The organism is Mycobacterium sp., assembly GCF_047975165.1.
Lineage (GTDB): Bacteria > Actinomycetota > Actinomycetes > Mycobacteriales > Mycobacteriaceae > Mycobacterium.
Genome location: NZ_JBKECZ010000091.1, coordinates 1 through 14,209, shown reverse-complemented (window position 1 = coordinate 14,209; position 14,209 = coordinate 1). Strand labels below are relative to the sequence as shown.

The following is a 14,209-nucleotide window of genomic DNA, read 5'->3' as shown; positions in this document are numbered from 1 at the left end:
ATTCGGAGTGCGAAATCGCAACCACGTTACGCTCGCGAACGACTCGCACTCACGTCCGGGTACTGAGCAAAAAGCCCGAACTCAGGCTGGGGGACGAGGCCGGCCGCTACCAGCGTTTCCCTCGCTGATCGCGCCCGCCCGCGTTGCAGGCATGCCGGCACGATGGGCGTAGAGTCGGTGGTCGTGACGGAACTGCCGCCCGACTACCCAATGCCGCCACCCGGAGGGGGCTACGGCCCCGAGGGCTACCCGAACTACCCGAACTATCCGGGCAATCCGGAATACCCGGGCTACTCCGGCTACCCGGGCGGCTACCCGCCGGCCGCGGGCTACCCGGCGGCGGGATACCCGCCGAAGCAGGACACCAACGGCATGGCAATCGCGTCGCTGGTGTCGGGGCTCGTCGGCCTGTTCTGTGTAGTCGGTTCCGTATTGGGAGTGATCTTCGGCGTCGTCGCGCTGAACCAAATCAGGACGACCGGTCAGCAGGGGCGCGGTATGGCGATCTCCGGCATCATCGTGAGTGGACTGACGATGGGCGGCGCGGTGGTCCTACTGGCGACGATGATGTTCCTGGGGGCCACGACCTCACGGCACCACCGCGACTACTACGACTACTCGGCTGCTTCGTCCACCGAATTGTGCACTGCGCCAAGAGCACTGCCCGTTTAGACGCCACCGGATGGGGTGACTCAATTAGTAAGCCCGATGGCTAGCGGTTGGACGACGCCGCGCGCGAAGCGCCGCACCCCCCGGTCGTTGGGCCAGCCATCGGACTACCCCTCGATTGCCCGTTATGTTAATCGACCTTCGGCGACCGCGGAGGTTTTTGGAAATTTCAGGGATCCGGCGAAGCCGTGTGTGCGACCACTCGTCGAAGTCACCCCTGCGGGTCCGCGGGACTCCCGAGCAGCCGAAGAGTCGCGGCAACGGTAAGACCGGCGACATCGAGCGTCTTCGAGGTGAGGTCGTGTCGCGCCCCGGTGATCTCAACGATCTCGGTCGGTGCGGAAATCAGCCCGGCCGCCCCGCGGACTTCGGCCGAGGTGCCGAAGGGATCGGAGGTGCCGTGGGTGAAAACCGTCGGCGCGGCGATAGCGGACAGATGCTCAGTGCGCAAACGTTCCGGCTTGCCCGGCGGGTGCACGGGATAGGAGGACAGGGCCAGCACGTCGACCGCTGCCTGCTTCTGCGCGACCACCATCGACGTCTGACGTCCGCCGTAGGAATGGCCGCCGGCAACCAGCGGCCCCGTGGCGAGTGTGCGGCAGTATTGGATTGCCGCCACGATTCCCGCCTGGTCGGTGACCGCCGAGTTGGGCGGCGGCCCTTTCGTCCGTCGCCGCCGGTAGGGCAGGTTGTAGCGCACCGCCAGCCAGCCCCTACTGGCCCATGCATCGCAAAGCTGTTGTAGCAAAGGCGAATCCCGGTCCCCTCCGGCGCCGTGGGTGAGTACGGCTACGCCTACCGGGGTGTGCTCGGGCCGATGGGCGATACCCGCTATGCGATCCAGGCCCGTGAGGTTCATGAGCCGAGCCGGAACAGCGGCGAAACCGGTCCGTGCCCGGCGCCAAGCGGGTAGGAGGCCCGCAAACACGCTGTCACCCAACTCTTTCCGAAGCTCACCGCGTCCGGCACGGTGTGCCCGTGCGCCAATGCGCAGCTGATCGCGGCCGCCATTGTGTCCCCGCCGCCATGATCGTTGCCGGTGGGCAGTCGTTGCGCATCGAACTCGTAGAAGCCGGTGCCGTCGTAGAGAAGATCGCAACTGTGCTCGGAGGATCTCAGGTGCCCCCCCTTGACCAACACCCAGTCCGGCCCCAGGGCGTGTAGCGCCTTGGCGGCAGCGCGCTGCGAGTCGGCGTCGACCACATCGATATCGACCAGCAGGCGCACCTCGTCGAGGTTGGGTGTCACCAGGGTGGCCAGCGGGAACAGCCGCGCGCGAAGCGAGTCCAGCGCCGAGGCGGCCAGCAGGGGATCTCCGTGCATTGACGCGCATACCGGGTCGACCACCAGCGGTACCGTCATCCCCAGGCGGAGCCAGGTCGCGGTCACCTCGTCGATGATCGACGCCGATGCCAGCATTCCGGTCTTGGCGGCCTGGATGCCGATGTCGGTGACCACCGCCTCGATCTGCTCGGCCACGACTGTGCCGGGAATTTCGTGAAAACCCTTGACACCCAGCGTGTTCTGCACGGTAACCGCGGTGACCGCGACACAGGCGTGCACCCCCAGCATGGCGAAGGCGCGCATGTCCGCCTGTATGCCCGCGCCACCTCCGGAATCCGATCCGGCGATGGTCAGCACCCGCAGCGGAGTTGTGCCCGGCGGCGGCACGGGCAGGACGGGCGGCGCGGGCAGGCTGGGCGGCACCGACGTCACTGCGAGAGAGGCAGGTACACCCGGTTGCCGTGCTCGGCGAACTCGCGCGACTTCTCGGCCATTCCGGAGGCCAGCATCGCTTCGACGTCCTGCTCGGTCTCCAGTCCGTGCTTGGCCGCGTAGTCCCGAACATCCTGGGTGATGCGCATCGAGCAGAACTTCGGTCCGCACATCGAACAGAAGTGCGCGGTCTTGGCCGGCTCGGCCGGCAGCGTCTCGTCGTGGTACTCGCGTGCGGTGTCGGGATCCAGCGACAGTGCGAACTGATCGTTCCACCGGAACTCGAAACGCGCCTGCGACAACGCGTTGTCGCGTTCCTGGGCGTGCGGATGCCCCTTGGCCAGGTCGCCGGCGTGCGCGGCGATCTTGTAGGCGATGACACCGTCCTTGACGTCCTTGCGGTCCGGCAGGCCCAGGTGTTCCTTCGGGGTGACGTAGCACAGCATCGCGGTGCCCGCCTGCGCGATGATGGCCGCCCCGATGGCCGAGGTGATGTGGTCGTAGGCGGGCGCGATGTCGGTGGCCAGCGGCCCGAGTGTGTAGAACGGGGCTTCCTCGCACCACTCTTCCTCCAGGCGTACGTTCTCGACGATCTTGTGCATCGGAACGTGACCGGGGCCCTCGATCATCACCTGTACGCCATGGGATTTCGCGATCCCGGTCAGTTCCCCCAGGGTTCGCAATTCGGCGAACTGGGCTGCGTCGTTCGCGTCGGCGATGGATCCCGGCCGCAGCCCGTCACCCAGCGAGAAGGTGACGTCGTAGCGCGCCAGGATTTCGCAGAGTTCGTCGAAGTTGGTGTACAGGAATGACTCTCGGTGGTGCGCCAGGCACCAGGCCGCCATGATCGACCCGCCGCGGGACACGATCCCGGTGACCCGCTTGGCGGTGAGCGGCACGTAGCGCAGCAGCACCCCGGCATGCACGGTCATGTAGTCCACGCCCTGCTCGCACTGCTCGATCACGGTGTCGCGGTAGAGCTCCCAGGTCAGTTCGGTGGGGTCGCCCTTGACCTTCTCCAGCGCCTGGTAGATGGGCACGGTGCCGACGGGCACCGGCGAGTTGCGCAGGATCCATTCGCGGGTCTCGTGGATGTTCTTCCCGGTGGACAGGTCCATGATGGTGTCGGCGCCCCAGCGGGTCGCCCAGACCATCTTGTCGACCTCCTCGGCGATCGAGGAGGTGACCGCCGAATTGCCGATATTCGCGTTGACCTTGACCGCGAACGCCTTGCCGATGATCATCGGTTCGCTCTCGGGGTGATTGTGGTTGGCGGGGATGATTGCCCGCCCCCGGGCCACTTCGTCGCGCACCAGTTCGGCGGGCATGCCCTCGCGTACCGCGATGAACGCCATCTCCGCGGTGATCTCGCCGGCGCGGGCGCGCTGCAACTGGGTGCCGCGATCGCGCACAACGCCGGGCCGGGGGGACAGCCCGGCGGTCAGGTCGATCACCGCGTCGGGATCCGTGTACGGCCCGGAGGTGTCGTAGAGGTCGAAGTGTTCCCCGGTGGACAGCTGCACCCGCCGCACCGGCACCCGCGCTCCGGGCACCCCGTCGACGTCGCGGTAGGTTTTGCCGCTGCCCGCGATGGGCCCGGTGGTCACCTGAGGTTCAACGGTCTTGGAAATAACGTCAGTCATCCTGCAATCTCCCTACGCCGGCATTACCCGGTCAGGTTCGTACGGTCGACGGCTCGCAGCCGTCCTCTCAGCGCATGAGAATTGCGCTCCCGCGTGTTGTTCGTGCGGTAATCGGCCGCCCGGCTCCGGTTCGGTGGGCGGCCCCACCGGGTCGGCTCCGGGTGATGTCCACGCTAGCGCAGCCGTTGGTGGATGTGCAGGTGCCGCGGCCCTGCCGGCTAGGGGCGCAGGTCGACCAGCACCGGTGCGTGGTCGCTGGGCGACTTGCCTTTGCGCTCCTCGCGGACGATTTCGGCGGTGATCGTCCGTTGCGCCAGCGCCGGCGAGCCGAGGATGAAGTCGATCCGCATACCCTGCTTTTTCGGGAACCGCAGCTGGGTGTAGTCCCAGTAGGTGTACACCCCCGGGCCCGGTGTGAATGGCCGTACCAGATCGGTGAACCGGGCATCTGCCATGGCGCTGAAGGCATTGCGTTCCGGCGCCGAGACGTGTGTGCTGCCCTCGAAGAACTCGGTGCTCCAGACGTCCTCGTCGGTGGGTGCGATGTTCCAGTCTCCGGCCAGCGCGATGGGTGCCGACGGGTCCTCGCGCAGCCAGCCCGAGGCGGTATCGCGCAGTGCGGCCAGCCATTCGAGCTTGTAGGTGTAGTGCGGATCGTCCAGGGCCCGCCCGTTGGGCACGTACAGGCTCCAGACCCGCACACCGCCGCAGGTGGCGCCCAGCGCACGGGCTTCGGGTGCGGCGGGTGTGCCGGGCTTGCTGCTCCAGCCGGGCTGACCGGCGAAACCGGCCTGCACGTCTTCGAGTCCCACCCGGGAGGCGATAGCCACGCCGTTCCACTGGTTGACGCCGACGTGGGCGACCTCGTAGCCGAGTTCATGCAGCGGCAGTGCGGGAAACTGGCTGTCGGTGCACTTGGTCTCCTGCATGGCCAGCACATCGACTTCGGCGCGTGCGAGCCAGCCGACCACCCGGTCCATGCGCGCCCGAATCGAGTTGACGTTCCAGGTGGCTATTCGCAGGGTGCCGTCCGGCATGGCGTGCTCCTCTACTGTCCGGTGCGGGCCGCGATGGGATCTGGGATCAGTGGCCGAACGGGTCGGGCCCCTCGCCGGGTAGCCACGACAATCCGGGAATGCCCCAGCCGTTCGACTTGACCGCGCGCTTGGCGGACCGGGCGTGCCGGCCGATCAGGTGATCCAGGTAGAGGAAGCCGTCCAGGTGGCCGGTTTCGTGCTGGAGCATGCGAGCGAACAACCGGGTGCCCTCGATGTCGACCGGCTTGCCGTCGGCATCGAGTCCGGTGACCCGGGCCCAGTCGGCGCGGCCGGTCGGGAACGACTCTCCCGGGACCGACAGGCACCCTTCGTCGTCGTCGTGGCCCGCCGAGGGCATGGTCTCGGGGATCTCGGAGGTCTCCAGTACCGGATTGATCACCACCCCGCGCCGCTGCTCGCTCGATCCACGGTCCAACGCGCAGTCGTAGACGAACAGCCGCAGCCCGTAGCCGATCTGGTTGGCGGCCAGTCCGACACCGTGGGCGGCGTCCATGGTCTCGTACATGGTGTCGATGAGCTGGGGCAGATCGGCCGGTAGTGACCCGTCGGCGGCTACCGCAACGGGCGTCGTCGGGGTGTGCAGGACAGGATCACCGACGATGCGAATGGGAACGACTGCCATGGTCGGCTAGCTTAACCGCGACCAACCGCACCGAACACAACCCGCGGACCTGCCAATGCGCGCCGATTCGTCCGACGCGCGGGCCGGGATTGCGGGCGACCCCATCGCGGCGTGGTTCAATACTGGCGCAACACATTGCCCCGAGTAGGTCACGTTATTCGAGCAACCGGGCATACGCCGGAAGGGTCCAGGGAAGCGGTATGGACAGCGCCATGGCGCGGGTAAACCCAGCGGGGGACGAATCCGCCGTCGCCGACGGTTTGACCCGCCGCGAGCACGACATCCTGGCTTTCGAACGTCAATGGTGGAAGTTCGCCGGCGTGAAGGAAGACGCCATCAAAGAGTTGTTCTCCATGTCGGCGACCCGGTACTACCAGGTGCTCAACGCGCTGGTCGACCGGCCCGAAGCATTGGCCGCCGACCCGATGCTGGTGAAGCGACTGCGGCGGCTGCGCGCCAGCCGGCAGAAGGCCCGGGCCGCGCGGCGATTGGGTTTCGAGGTGACCTGACGGCTCTGGCGCCGTTGCGGTTTCTTGTGTTCGGCTGGCTACAGTTGGTGCGATGAGCGAGCGTGTACCCGACTCTTCGGGGCTTCCCCTGCGGGCCATGGTGATGGTGCTGCTGTTCCTGGGTGTCATCTTCCTGCTGCTGGGCTGGCAGGCTCTGGGGACGGCCGGCAAAGCCGACGACGATGCCGGGCTGCAGATCACCACGGTGTCCTCGCCGACCGCAACGACCGCAGCGGCGCCGGCCAGCACCGCTCCCGCGGAAACCCGGGCGGAGGTACGCGTCTACAACATTTCGGAGCTGGAAGGCCTGGCCGGACGCACCGCCGATGAGCTCCGGGAAGCGGGGTTCAACGTGGCCGAGGTCACCAATCTCACGGTTCCCGACGTCGCGGTAACTACGGTGTATTACGGCGACGACGCCGAGCGGGCCACCGCCGACGCGGTTGGTGTGAAGTTGGGCGCGCCCGTCGAAGAGCGCATTCCCGCACTCGCCGAACAGCCGCCGGGCGTGGTCGTCCTGGTTGCGGGCTGAAGGCGATTTCCGACTCCGGTGACGACTTGCCCCCCGACCGGTGCGACGCGGGTCGATTGCTATTAGGCTCTCGGCTATGCCTACGCCCGCCGGTCGCTCCCCCGTAACAATCACCGTGTCCGCCTTGTCGGCGGTCGCCTGCGTCGCGCTGGTGAGTGCGTGCTCGTCACCCCAGAAGCCAGCGGACACACCCGGTACAACGCCGGCGATCTGGACGGGTTCGCCGGCGCCGTCGGGCTCCGGTGACGCCGAAGGGACGTCGGGTGGCGAGGGGATCCCGGCGGCCGACGGTTCTTTGACGACGGTGCTGAAGGGGGCCGGCGGCACGGAGGTCGCCACAGCCAAGTTCGACTTCTCCAAAGGCTATGCCACCGTGACGCTCTCGACCGTTACCGCCGGGGTGCTGGCGCCCGGCTTCCATGGCGTGCACGTGCACAAGGTGGGTAAGTGCGAACCGAACTCGGTCGCACCCACCGGCGGGGGCCAGGGCGACTTCATGTCGGCGGGCGGGCACTTTTCGCTGCCCGGGGACACCGGCCCCACCACCAGCGGAAATCTGACCTCGCTGCAGGTCCGCGCCGACGGGTCGGGGACACTGGTCACCACGACGGATGCCGTCACCGCCGATGACCTCACCGAAGGCAGCGGGACGGCCATCATCATCCACGAGCGTTCGGACAATTTCGGCAACATTCCCTTCCGCTACCAGACCAGCGGGCGACCCGGCCCCGACGAGACCACGACAGCGACTGGCGACGCCGGCAAGCGGGTGGCGTGCGGTGTCATTGGGTCCGGGTAATGGGCCCGGCAGGCTGCCGCTGAGCCGAGCGGCCAACCGCATTGACTTTGCCCGGTCGCAACGCCCGACCCTGGGCGTGGAGTGGGAGTTCGCACTCGTCGACGCCGAAACCCGGGACCTGAGCAACGAGGCCACTGCGGTGATCGCCGAGATCGGTGAAAATCCGCGGGTGCACAAGGAATTGCTGCGCAACACCGTCGAGGTCGTCAGCGGTGTCTGCGCCACCACCGGCGAGGCGATGCAGGATCTGCGGGACACTTTGGGCCCGGCCCGCGAGATCGTGCGGGCGCGCGGCATGGAGCTGTTCTGTGCCGGCACCCATCCCTTCGCGCAGTGGTCCACCCAGAAGCTGACCGACGCGCCGCGCTATGCCGAAATGATCAAGCGCACGCAATGGTGGGGCCGGCAGATGCTGATCTGGGGGGTGCACGTGCATGTCGGGCTGTCGTCGCCGGAGAAGGTGATGCCGATCATCTCCTCGCTGCTCAATCAGTACCCCCATCTGCTGGCGTTGTCGGCGTCGTCGCCGTGGTGGGGCGGTGTGGACACCGGGTACGCCAGCAACCGGGCGATGATGTTCCAGCAGTTGCCGACCGCCGGGCTGCCGTTCCAGTTCGAACAGTGGTCGGAGTTCGAGGGCTTCGTCTACGACCAGAAGAAAACCGGCATCATCGATCACGTCGACGAAGTCCGGTGGGATGTCAGGCCGTCGCCGCACCTGGGCACCGTCGAGGTGCGGATCTGCGATGGGGTGTCCAATCTGCGTGAGCTCGGCGCGCTGGTGGCGCTGACGCATTGCCTGATCGTCGACCTCGACCGCCGGCTGGAGGCGGGCGAACGGTTGCCGACGATGCCGCCCTGGCACGTCCAGGAAAACAAGTGGCGGGCGGCGCGCTACGGGCTGGATGCCGAGATCATCCAGGACGCCGACAGCAATGAACGATTGGTCACTGCGGATCTCGACGATGTGCTCACCCGCCTCGAACCCCTCGCCCGGAGACTGTGTTGCGCCGACGAGCTGGCCGCGGTCGCCGACATCCCCCGGCTGGGCGCGTCCTACCAGCGACAGCGTCGGGTGGCCGAGGAGCACGACGGCGACCTGCGCGCCGTGGTCGACGAGCTGGTCGGCGAACTGGTCATCTGACGCCGGCCCGGCCAGAGCCCGGCGGGGACCGACGCCCTACAGGGCCTGGGCGAATTCGCGCAGGGATTGCACCTGCGCGGCGTCCAGCGACGGCCGTACGGTTTCGCGGGCGGTGGCCAGGTCGGCCGCGGTGACTTCGGCGGCGTCGATGGACCGGCGCATTGCGGCCAGGGCGGCCTCGCGCAGCAGGGCCACGCAGTCGGCGGCGCTGTAGCCGTCGAGATCGGCGGCCACGTCTTCGAGGTCGACATCGGCGCCCAGCGGAATCGATTTGGCCGCGGTCCGCAGGATCTCGCGGCGGGCGTCGACGTCGGGCGGTTCGATGAAGACCATCCGTTCCAGCCGGCCCGGACGCAGCAGTGCCGGGTCGATCAGGTCGGGCCGGTTGGTTGCGCCCAGGACGACCACGTCGCGCAGCGGGTCGACGCCGTCCAGCTCGGTCAGCAGCGCCGCCACCACCCGGTCGCTCACCCCAGAATCGAAGCTCTGCCCGCGCCGCGGCGCCAGCGCGTCCACCTCGTCGAGGAACACCAGGGACGGGGCGGAATCGCGTGCCCGCCGGAACAGTTCGCGGACCGCCTTTTCCGACGAGCCCACCCACTTGTCCATCAGTTCGGACCCCTTGACGGTGTGCACACTCAGTTGCCCGGTGCTGGCCAGGGCGCGGACCACGAAGGTCTTGCCGCAGCCGGGCGGGCCGAACAGCAGCACCCCGCGCGGCGGGTCGACGCCGAGCCGCGCGAAGGTGTCGGGGTGCTGCAGCGGCCAGAGCACCGCCTCGGTCAACGCCTGTCTGGCCTCGGTCATGTCGCCGACGTCGTCGAGGGTGACGCTGCCGACGCTCACCTCTTCGCTGGCCGAGCGGGACAGCGGCCTGATGACCGACAGCGCACCACCGAGATCGTCTTGACTCAGCTTGGGCTCGTCGCCGTCGGCGCTGGCCCGCGACGCTGCCCGCAGTGCGGCCTCCCGCAGGACCGCCGCCAAGTCGGCAACTACGAAACCAGGTGTACGAGAAGCTATTTCGTCAAGGTCAAGCTCTTCGGCCGGGACGTCCCTCAGCAGCGCCTCCAGCAGTGCGCCGCGGGTGCGGGCATCGGGCAGTGGCAGCCCCAGCTCCCGGTCGCACAGCTCGGGTGAGCGCAGGCGTGCATCGAGCTGGTCGGGCAGCGCGGTGGTGACGATCAGTGCGACACCCGTGGTGGCCACCGCTGTGCGCAACTCGCCGAGAATGAGTGCGGCAACCGGTTCCGGGGTGGCCGGCAGCAGGGCATCGATGTCGGTGATCAGCAGGACTCCGCCGTCCTCCCTCACCTGCTTTACCGCCGTCGTGACGGCCTTGAGCCGGTCGTCGGCGGCCAGCGCCCCGATCGCCGGGCCGTCGAGCTGTACCAGCCGGCGTCCGGAGCACACCGCTTGCACCAGTGTCGCCTTCCCCACTCCGGCCGGGCCCGAGACCAGCACACCCAGGTTGGTGCCGGCGCCCAAGGTTTTCAGCAGATGCGGCTCGTCGAGGGCGAGCTTGAGCCACTCGGTGAGTTTCCCCGCCTGGGGTTGGGCGCCCTTGAGATCCTCGACCTGTATCGCGGGAGCCGAAACTTCGGCGGATGGGATCGCCGGAGACGCCTGGGCGATCTCGGTGCCCCAGGTGACCGACGAATTCGGCTGCACACTCACCGGCCCCCCGGGGTCGACCCCGGTGACGGTCAGCAGCTCGGAGGTCCAGCTGATCCCGACCGACGACGCCAGCGACCGGGCCGCGGCCGACGTGGAGGTTCCCGGGCCCAGGTCGCGGGGCAGCAGCGAGACCGCGTCGCCGACGGTCATCACCTTGCCGAGCAATGCCTGACGCAACGTGACCGGGGACAGCGATTGGGTGGCCAGTGTCGAACCGCTGAGCGTGACCGACCGTGCGCCGTAGACCGCGACCGCGCTGACGATCACCGCGGTGTCCGCGCGCAGTCCGGCGTTGGACAGCGTCACATCATCGAGCAGGGCGGTGCCGACCGGGATGTCGCCGTCGGCAATGCCGGCGACGGCAGCGGTGGTGCGGGATCCGGTGAGCGACAGGGCGTCCCATTCCCGGATGCCCAGCGCGGCGATCGCGCTCGGATGCAGGCGGACAACGCCGCGGCGGCAGTCGACGGCCGAGGTGTTCAGGCGCGCGGTGAGGGTGAGCTGCCGGGCGTCTGTCACAGTCGCCTGCCCGGCTTGCGTAGACCGAGTCGCGCCATCGACCGCCGGTGCGGCTGCGCTCGCCGGGTCGCGCGCCGGGCGGCACGGCGTTGCTTGTTGCTGTCCTCCCACGCCTCGGGGTGCTCGGCCAGCCAGCGTTTGCTTCGCACGGCGAACGGGATATGGCAGACGTAGGCGATGATGATGACCCAGATCAGGATGTAGGGGACCAGAACCGCGGCGGCGGCGGCGACCGCCAGCACCGCCAGCAGCGGGGCGGCCCAGTTGGGTGGCACCGCCAGGGTGTGGAATTTCTTCATCGGCAGTGTGCTGACCATCAGCAGCGCCGTGCCGGTGATCCAGAACGTCAGGAACCACACCGAAGTCCACCAGCCTTCGCCGAACTGGAGTTTCAGGCCGATGGTTCCGATCATCGAGACCGCCCCGGCGGGGGCGGGCATGCCGACGAAGTATTCCTTGGCGTAGGGCGGCAGGGACCCGTCGTCGAGTTGGGAGTTGTAGCGCGCTAGGCGCAGCACCACGCACACCGCGTAGAACAGCACCACCGCCCACCCGATCGGCCACTTGTACAGCAGCGTCACGTAGACCACCAGGGCCGGTGTCACCCCGAAGTTCACCGTGTCGGCCAGCGAGTCGATCTCGGCGCCCATTCGCGATTGGGCATCCAGGATGCGGGCCACCCGGCCGTCGAGGGCGTCGAGAATTGCGGCCACCGCGATCAATGCCATCGCCGGGACCGGTTTGGCGTCGAGGGCGAACTTGATCGACGTCAGGCCCGCGCAGATGGACAGCACGGTCATCGCGCTGGGCACCAGGTGCGCCAGGTGCAGGTCTTTGGTCCGCCTGCGCACGGGTTTGCCGGTCATATCAGCTCGGCCAATACCGTCTCGCCACCGATGGTGCGCTGGCCGATCTCGACGAGCGGCTCCGTACCGGGCGGCAGGTAGGTGTCCAGCCGGGAGCCGAACCGGATCAGGCCGTAGGTGTCGCCGATAGAGAGCCGGTCGCGGGCGTGGGCGTCGCAGACGATGCGCCGCGCCACCAGCCCGGCGACTTGGACGACGACCACTTCCGCGGCGCCGGCATCCGGTGCGGCGAGGTCTGTGCGGATTCGCACGCTGGTGCGCTCGTTGGCCTCGCTCGCTTCGGGCAGGTCGGCGGACAGGAAACGCCCGGGACGGTGTTGCACGGCGATCACCTCCCCGCTCACCGGAGCCCGTTGTACGTGGACATCCAGTATGGACAAAAAGATGCTGACGCGGGGCAGCGGAGTGTCGCCCATGCCGAGTTCGGCCGGCGGCGCCGCGGAGTCCAGGACGCAGATCGTGCCGTCGCCGGGAGCGACGACCGCGCCCTCACGGCTGGGCGGGACCCGCGCGGGCTCGCGGAAGAACCCCGCGCAGGCCCCCGCTGCCAGTAGGCCGGTGCGGCGCAGCCACCGATGCCGGTATCCGGCGGCCGCCGCGGCAAGCCCGGCGGCGACGAACGGGCGCCCGGCCGGGTGCATCGGCGGCACGGTGGAACGCACCAACTCGAGCAGGTGCGCGGGACCTTGGGCGGAGTCAGGGCGTCGTGCCACGCGGGTCATCTTACGGAGCGGCGGGGTTGGTGGGGAGGGTGCGGGAGTGAGGGGGGCTCTGGCGGTGTCTGACAGGCCAGGATGGTGGGGCGAGCGTAGCGCCCCGGGCCGGAAGCTTGGGGCGCTACGTCGCAGGAACCTGTCAACCTATGTCATGAGGCCGGATCAGACGACGCCGTAGCCCAGGCGTTTGGCCGCTCCGGCGATGCGGCTAGCCAGGTCTGGGTGTGTCAGTGGCAGTGACAGTTCCGGGCGTCCGGGTATCGCGTCGGCGGCAGGCGCGAATAGCGCCAGACACGGGGTGCCGGCTAAGCGGCTGTTGTAGCGCAGCCCGTCAAAGTTCGGGTGGGCGTCGACGATGGTCCGCGCCCAGGACTGGGTGATGGCATACGGGCCGGTGGAGATTGCGGAGGTGCCGCCGACGCGGGTGGCCCAGGCGCCCGTGCTGTCGGCGGCGACGTCCAGGACGGTGAGCGGTCGGGTGAACGACAGCGCGGTCAGGTACGGGCGGTTGCCACCGCGGTCGATGGTGCGGTCGACTTGGAAGGCTTCGGCCAAGGCGGCGTCGGGAGTGGAGGCGCCGTACCAGACGCCACGGCCGGGATCCTTACCTTGGGGTAGGTGGTGCGGGTCGAAACGCAGCAGTGGCCCGAAGGTGCGTAGCGCGTTCCATGCCAAGACGTGCTCGCCTGCGATTTTGTGGACGCGCCACCAGAGCTCGTGGGTGGGAATGATTCGGGTCTCGCCGGTCAGAATCCCCAGTGCGCGCAGCTCGGGCGGGGTTGGCGGGTCGGGCAGCGTAGGGTCTTGGGTCACGTGGCGGCCCAGTCGCCAACGTCGATGAGGTTGAGCACCGGCTCTACAGGTTCACCGTGCAGCAGCCATTCCTTGACCGACCGTGGTTGTCCGTCGATGCGCAGTTCGTCCTGCGGTACCAGGAGAAAGCCGGCGACCGCGGTGGGGTGCAGTCCTTTGGTCAGCAGGTGCGGCAGGACTCGGTCGAGGCCGCGGACGTGCTTGAGCGACAGGGGAGCGTTACGGCCGTTGTCGACGAGTTGGAACTGCACGTCCGGATACACCCATGATCCGCCATCGTCGATCGCCCACAGAGTGTGTTCGAGGCGGCGCTGACGGATCCGGGAGTTGTTCACGCCCAAGCCGCTTGCAACTTCGGCAGCGGTGTAGGCGGTGCTGTAGAGACGGCCCATGTGGGCGGTGACGTCCGCCGCGATCTCGACGTAGGCGTCGGGGTCCTCGGTGAGCCCAGCCACATCGAGCAGGCGGGCCTCACCTGCGGTCAGCGCCGCCGCCCAAGGGCGGTGGGCAGGCAGCGTCATGAGTGCAGCGATGAGGTCGGCTCGGTCTAGGCCGAAGCGGTCGCGCAAGAGCTGGTCAAGTTCGTCAACAGTCACTTCGGGCCATCCTCACATCGGCTAACGATATCTAACGCGAGTCTATATGCGTTAGTTGACCGTGTGGGGCGAGCCGTAGAAGACCGTCGAGGACGTCGAACTGGCCACCCTGAGCTGGGTCTACCGGCACAGCACCATCCGGGGAACCGAGCACCGGCGGCATCACATCGCGAAATGGGTGTCACACCGGTGTTGACACTCATTGTCAATGCCGACAAATCGCCGCCGTCACGCCATCACCGAAACACCGTCCGTCGAGGCCGCCCTCGATGAACTTCGCCGTGAGATCGGCGCGGATCACGTCGAGCTGAGCGAACTTGTAATTCTCGG

Annotated in this window: 15 protein-coding genes and 1 riboswitch; of the genes, 5 read left to right on the top strand and 10 right to left on the bottom strand. The window is 68.1% G+C overall.

Annotated features, from left to right (window positions below):
* Window positions 1–183: 183 nt before the first annotated feature.
* Window positions 184–672: a DUF4190 domain-containing protein gene (locus ACK5M9_RS09500; RefSeq protein ID WP_416892918.1), complete on the top strand. Its 489-nt coding sequence runs from the start codon at window positions 184–186 to the stop codon at window positions 670–672.
* A 208-nt stretch (window positions 673–880) separates the two neighbouring features.
* On the opposite strand, the gene ACK5M9_RS09495 is transcribed toward ACK5M9_RS09500, so the two are convergent.
* The 5 genes from ACK5M9_RS09495 to ACK5M9_RS09475 all read right to left on the bottom strand — a co-directional run bounded on the left by ACK5M9_RS09495 (window position 881) and on the right by ACK5M9_RS09475 (window position 5,708).
* Window positions 881–1,528: an alpha/beta family hydrolase gene (locus ACK5M9_RS09495; protein ID WP_416892917.1), complete on the bottom strand. Its 648-nt coding sequence runs from the start codon at window positions 1,526–1,528 to the stop codon at window positions 881–883.
* Entirely contained in the window at window positions 1,525–2,364 is an 840-nt protein-coding gene (gene thiD / locus ACK5M9_RS09490) for a bifunctional hydroxymethylpyrimidine kinase/phosphomethylpyrimidine kinase (protein ID WP_416892944.1), read from the bottom strand. The genes ACK5M9_RS09495 and thiD overlap by 4 nt, the downstream gene beginning before the upstream one ends.
* Window positions 2,365–2,381: 17 nt before the next feature.
* Window positions 2,382–4,016 carry a phosphomethylpyrimidine synthase ThiC gene (thiC, locus tag ACK5M9_RS09485; protein ID WP_416892943.1) on the bottom strand — a complete coding sequence of 545 codons (1,635 nt, stop codon included), beginning with the start codon at window positions 4,014–4,016 and terminating at the stop codon, window positions 2,382–2,384.
* A 4-nt stretch (window positions 4,017–4,020) separates the two neighbouring features.
* Window positions 4,021–4,132, bottom strand: a riboswitch (TPP riboswitch).
* 114 nt (window positions 4,133–4,246) lie between these two features.
* Window positions 4,247–5,050, bottom strand: a complete 804-nt coding sequence (locus tag ACK5M9_RS09480) for an exodeoxyribonuclease III (protein WP_416892942.1) — start codon at window positions 5,048–5,050, stop codon at window positions 4,247–4,249.
* Window positions 5,051–5,111: 61 nt separating this feature from the next.
* Window positions 5,112–5,708, bottom strand: coding sequence for a peptide deformylase (locus ACK5M9_RS09475; protein WP_416892916.1), 597 nt, complete (start codon window positions 5,706–5,708; stop codon window positions 5,112–5,114).
* Between the two features lie 200 nt (window positions 5,709–5,908).
* On the opposite strand from ACK5M9_RS09475, the gene ACK5M9_RS09470 reads away from it, so the two are divergent.
* From ACK5M9_RS09470 to ACK5M9_RS09455, 4 genes are all read left to right on the top strand, one after another.
* Window positions 5,909–6,217, top strand: coding sequence for a DUF3263 domain-containing protein (locus ACK5M9_RS09470; protein WP_416892915.1), 309 nt, complete (start codon window positions 5,909–5,911; stop codon window positions 6,215–6,217).
* A 52-nt stretch (window positions 6,218–6,269) separates the two neighbouring features.
* The gene (locus ACK5M9_RS09465; protein WP_416892914.1) at window positions 6,270–6,749 is read left to right on the top strand and encodes a LytR C-terminal domain-containing protein; all 480 of its coding nucleotides are present in this window, start codon (window positions 6,270–6,272) and stop codon (window positions 6,747–6,749) included.
* Window positions 6,750–6,825: 76 nt separating this feature from the next.
* The gene (gene sodC, locus ACK5M9_RS09460; RefSeq protein WP_416892913.1) at window positions 6,826–7,548 is read left to right on the top strand and encodes a superoxide dismutase[Cu-Zn]; all 723 of its coding nucleotides are present in this window, start codon (window positions 6,826–6,828) and stop codon (window positions 7,546–7,548) included.
* 13 nt (window positions 7,549–7,561) lie between these two features.
* On the top strand, window positions 7,562–8,692 hold the full coding sequence (locus ACK5M9_RS09455) for a glutamate--cysteine ligase (protein WP_416892941.1): 1,131 nt from the start codon (window positions 7,562–7,564) through the stop codon (window positions 8,690–8,692).
* 36 nt (window positions 8,693–8,728) lie between these two features.
* On the opposite strand, the gene ACK5M9_RS09450 is transcribed toward ACK5M9_RS09455, so the two are convergent.
* From ACK5M9_RS09450 to ACK5M9_RS09430, 5 genes are all read right to left on the bottom strand, one after another.
* Window positions 8,729–10,888 (bottom strand): AAA family ATPase, encoded by a 2,160-nt coding sequence (locus tag ACK5M9_RS09450; protein WP_416892912.1) that lies wholly within the window; start codon window positions 10,886–10,888, stop codon window positions 8,729–8,731.
* On the bottom strand, window positions 10,885–11,754 hold the full coding sequence (pssA, locus tag ACK5M9_RS09445; RefSeq protein ID WP_416892911.1) for a CDP-diacylglycerol--serine O-phosphatidyltransferase: 870 nt from the start codon (window positions 11,752–11,754) through the stop codon (window positions 10,885–10,887). The genes ACK5M9_RS09450 and pssA overlap by 4 nt, the downstream gene beginning before the upstream one ends.
* Window positions 11,751–12,467 (bottom strand): phosphatidylserine decarboxylase, encoded by a 717-nt coding sequence (locus ACK5M9_RS09440; RefSeq protein ID WP_416892910.1) that lies wholly within the window; start codon window positions 12,465–12,467, stop codon window positions 11,751–11,753. The genes pssA and ACK5M9_RS09440 overlap by 4 nt, the downstream gene beginning before the upstream one ends.
* A gap of 165 nt (window positions 12,468–12,632) precedes the next feature.
* Window positions 12,633–13,295 carry an RES family NAD+ phosphorylase gene (locus ACK5M9_RS09435; RefSeq protein WP_416892940.1) on the bottom strand — a complete coding sequence of 221 codons (663 nt, stop codon included), beginning with the start codon at window positions 13,293–13,295 and terminating at the stop codon, window positions 12,633–12,635.
* Window positions 13,280–13,879 (bottom strand): DNA-binding protein, encoded by a 600-nt coding sequence (locus ACK5M9_RS09430; protein WP_416892909.1) that lies wholly within the window; start codon window positions 13,877–13,879, stop codon window positions 13,280–13,282. The genes ACK5M9_RS09435 and ACK5M9_RS09430 overlap by 16 nt, the downstream gene beginning before the upstream one ends.
* Between the last annotated feature and the right edge of the window lie 330 nt (window positions 13,880–14,209).

Bases quoted from the DNA above. Each gene is read 5' to 3' on its own strand.
- ACK5M9_RS09475 (WP_416892916.1), bottom strand. From the start codon at position 5,708: ATGGCAGTCGTTCCCATTCGCATCGTCGGTGATCCTGTCCTGCACACC.
- sodC (WP_416892913.1), top strand. From the start codon at position 6,826: ATGCCTACGCCCGCCGGTCGCTCCCCCGTAACAATCACCGTGTCCGCC.
- pssA (WP_416892911.1), bottom strand. From the start codon at position 11,754: ATGACCGGCAAACCCGTGCGCAGGCGGACCAAAGACCTGCACCTGGCG.
- ACK5M9_RS09470 (WP_416892915.1), top strand. From the start codon at position 5,909: ATGGACAGCGCCATGGCGCGGGTAAACCCAGCGGGGGACGAATCCGCC.
- ACK5M9_RS09465 (WP_416892914.1), top strand. From the start codon at position 6,270: ATGAGCGAGCGTGTACCCGACTCTTCGGGGCTTCCCCTGCGGGCCATG.
- ACK5M9_RS09495 (WP_416892917.1), bottom strand. From the start codon at position 1,528: ATGAACCTCACGGGCCTGGATCGCATAGCGGGTATCGCCCATCGGCCC.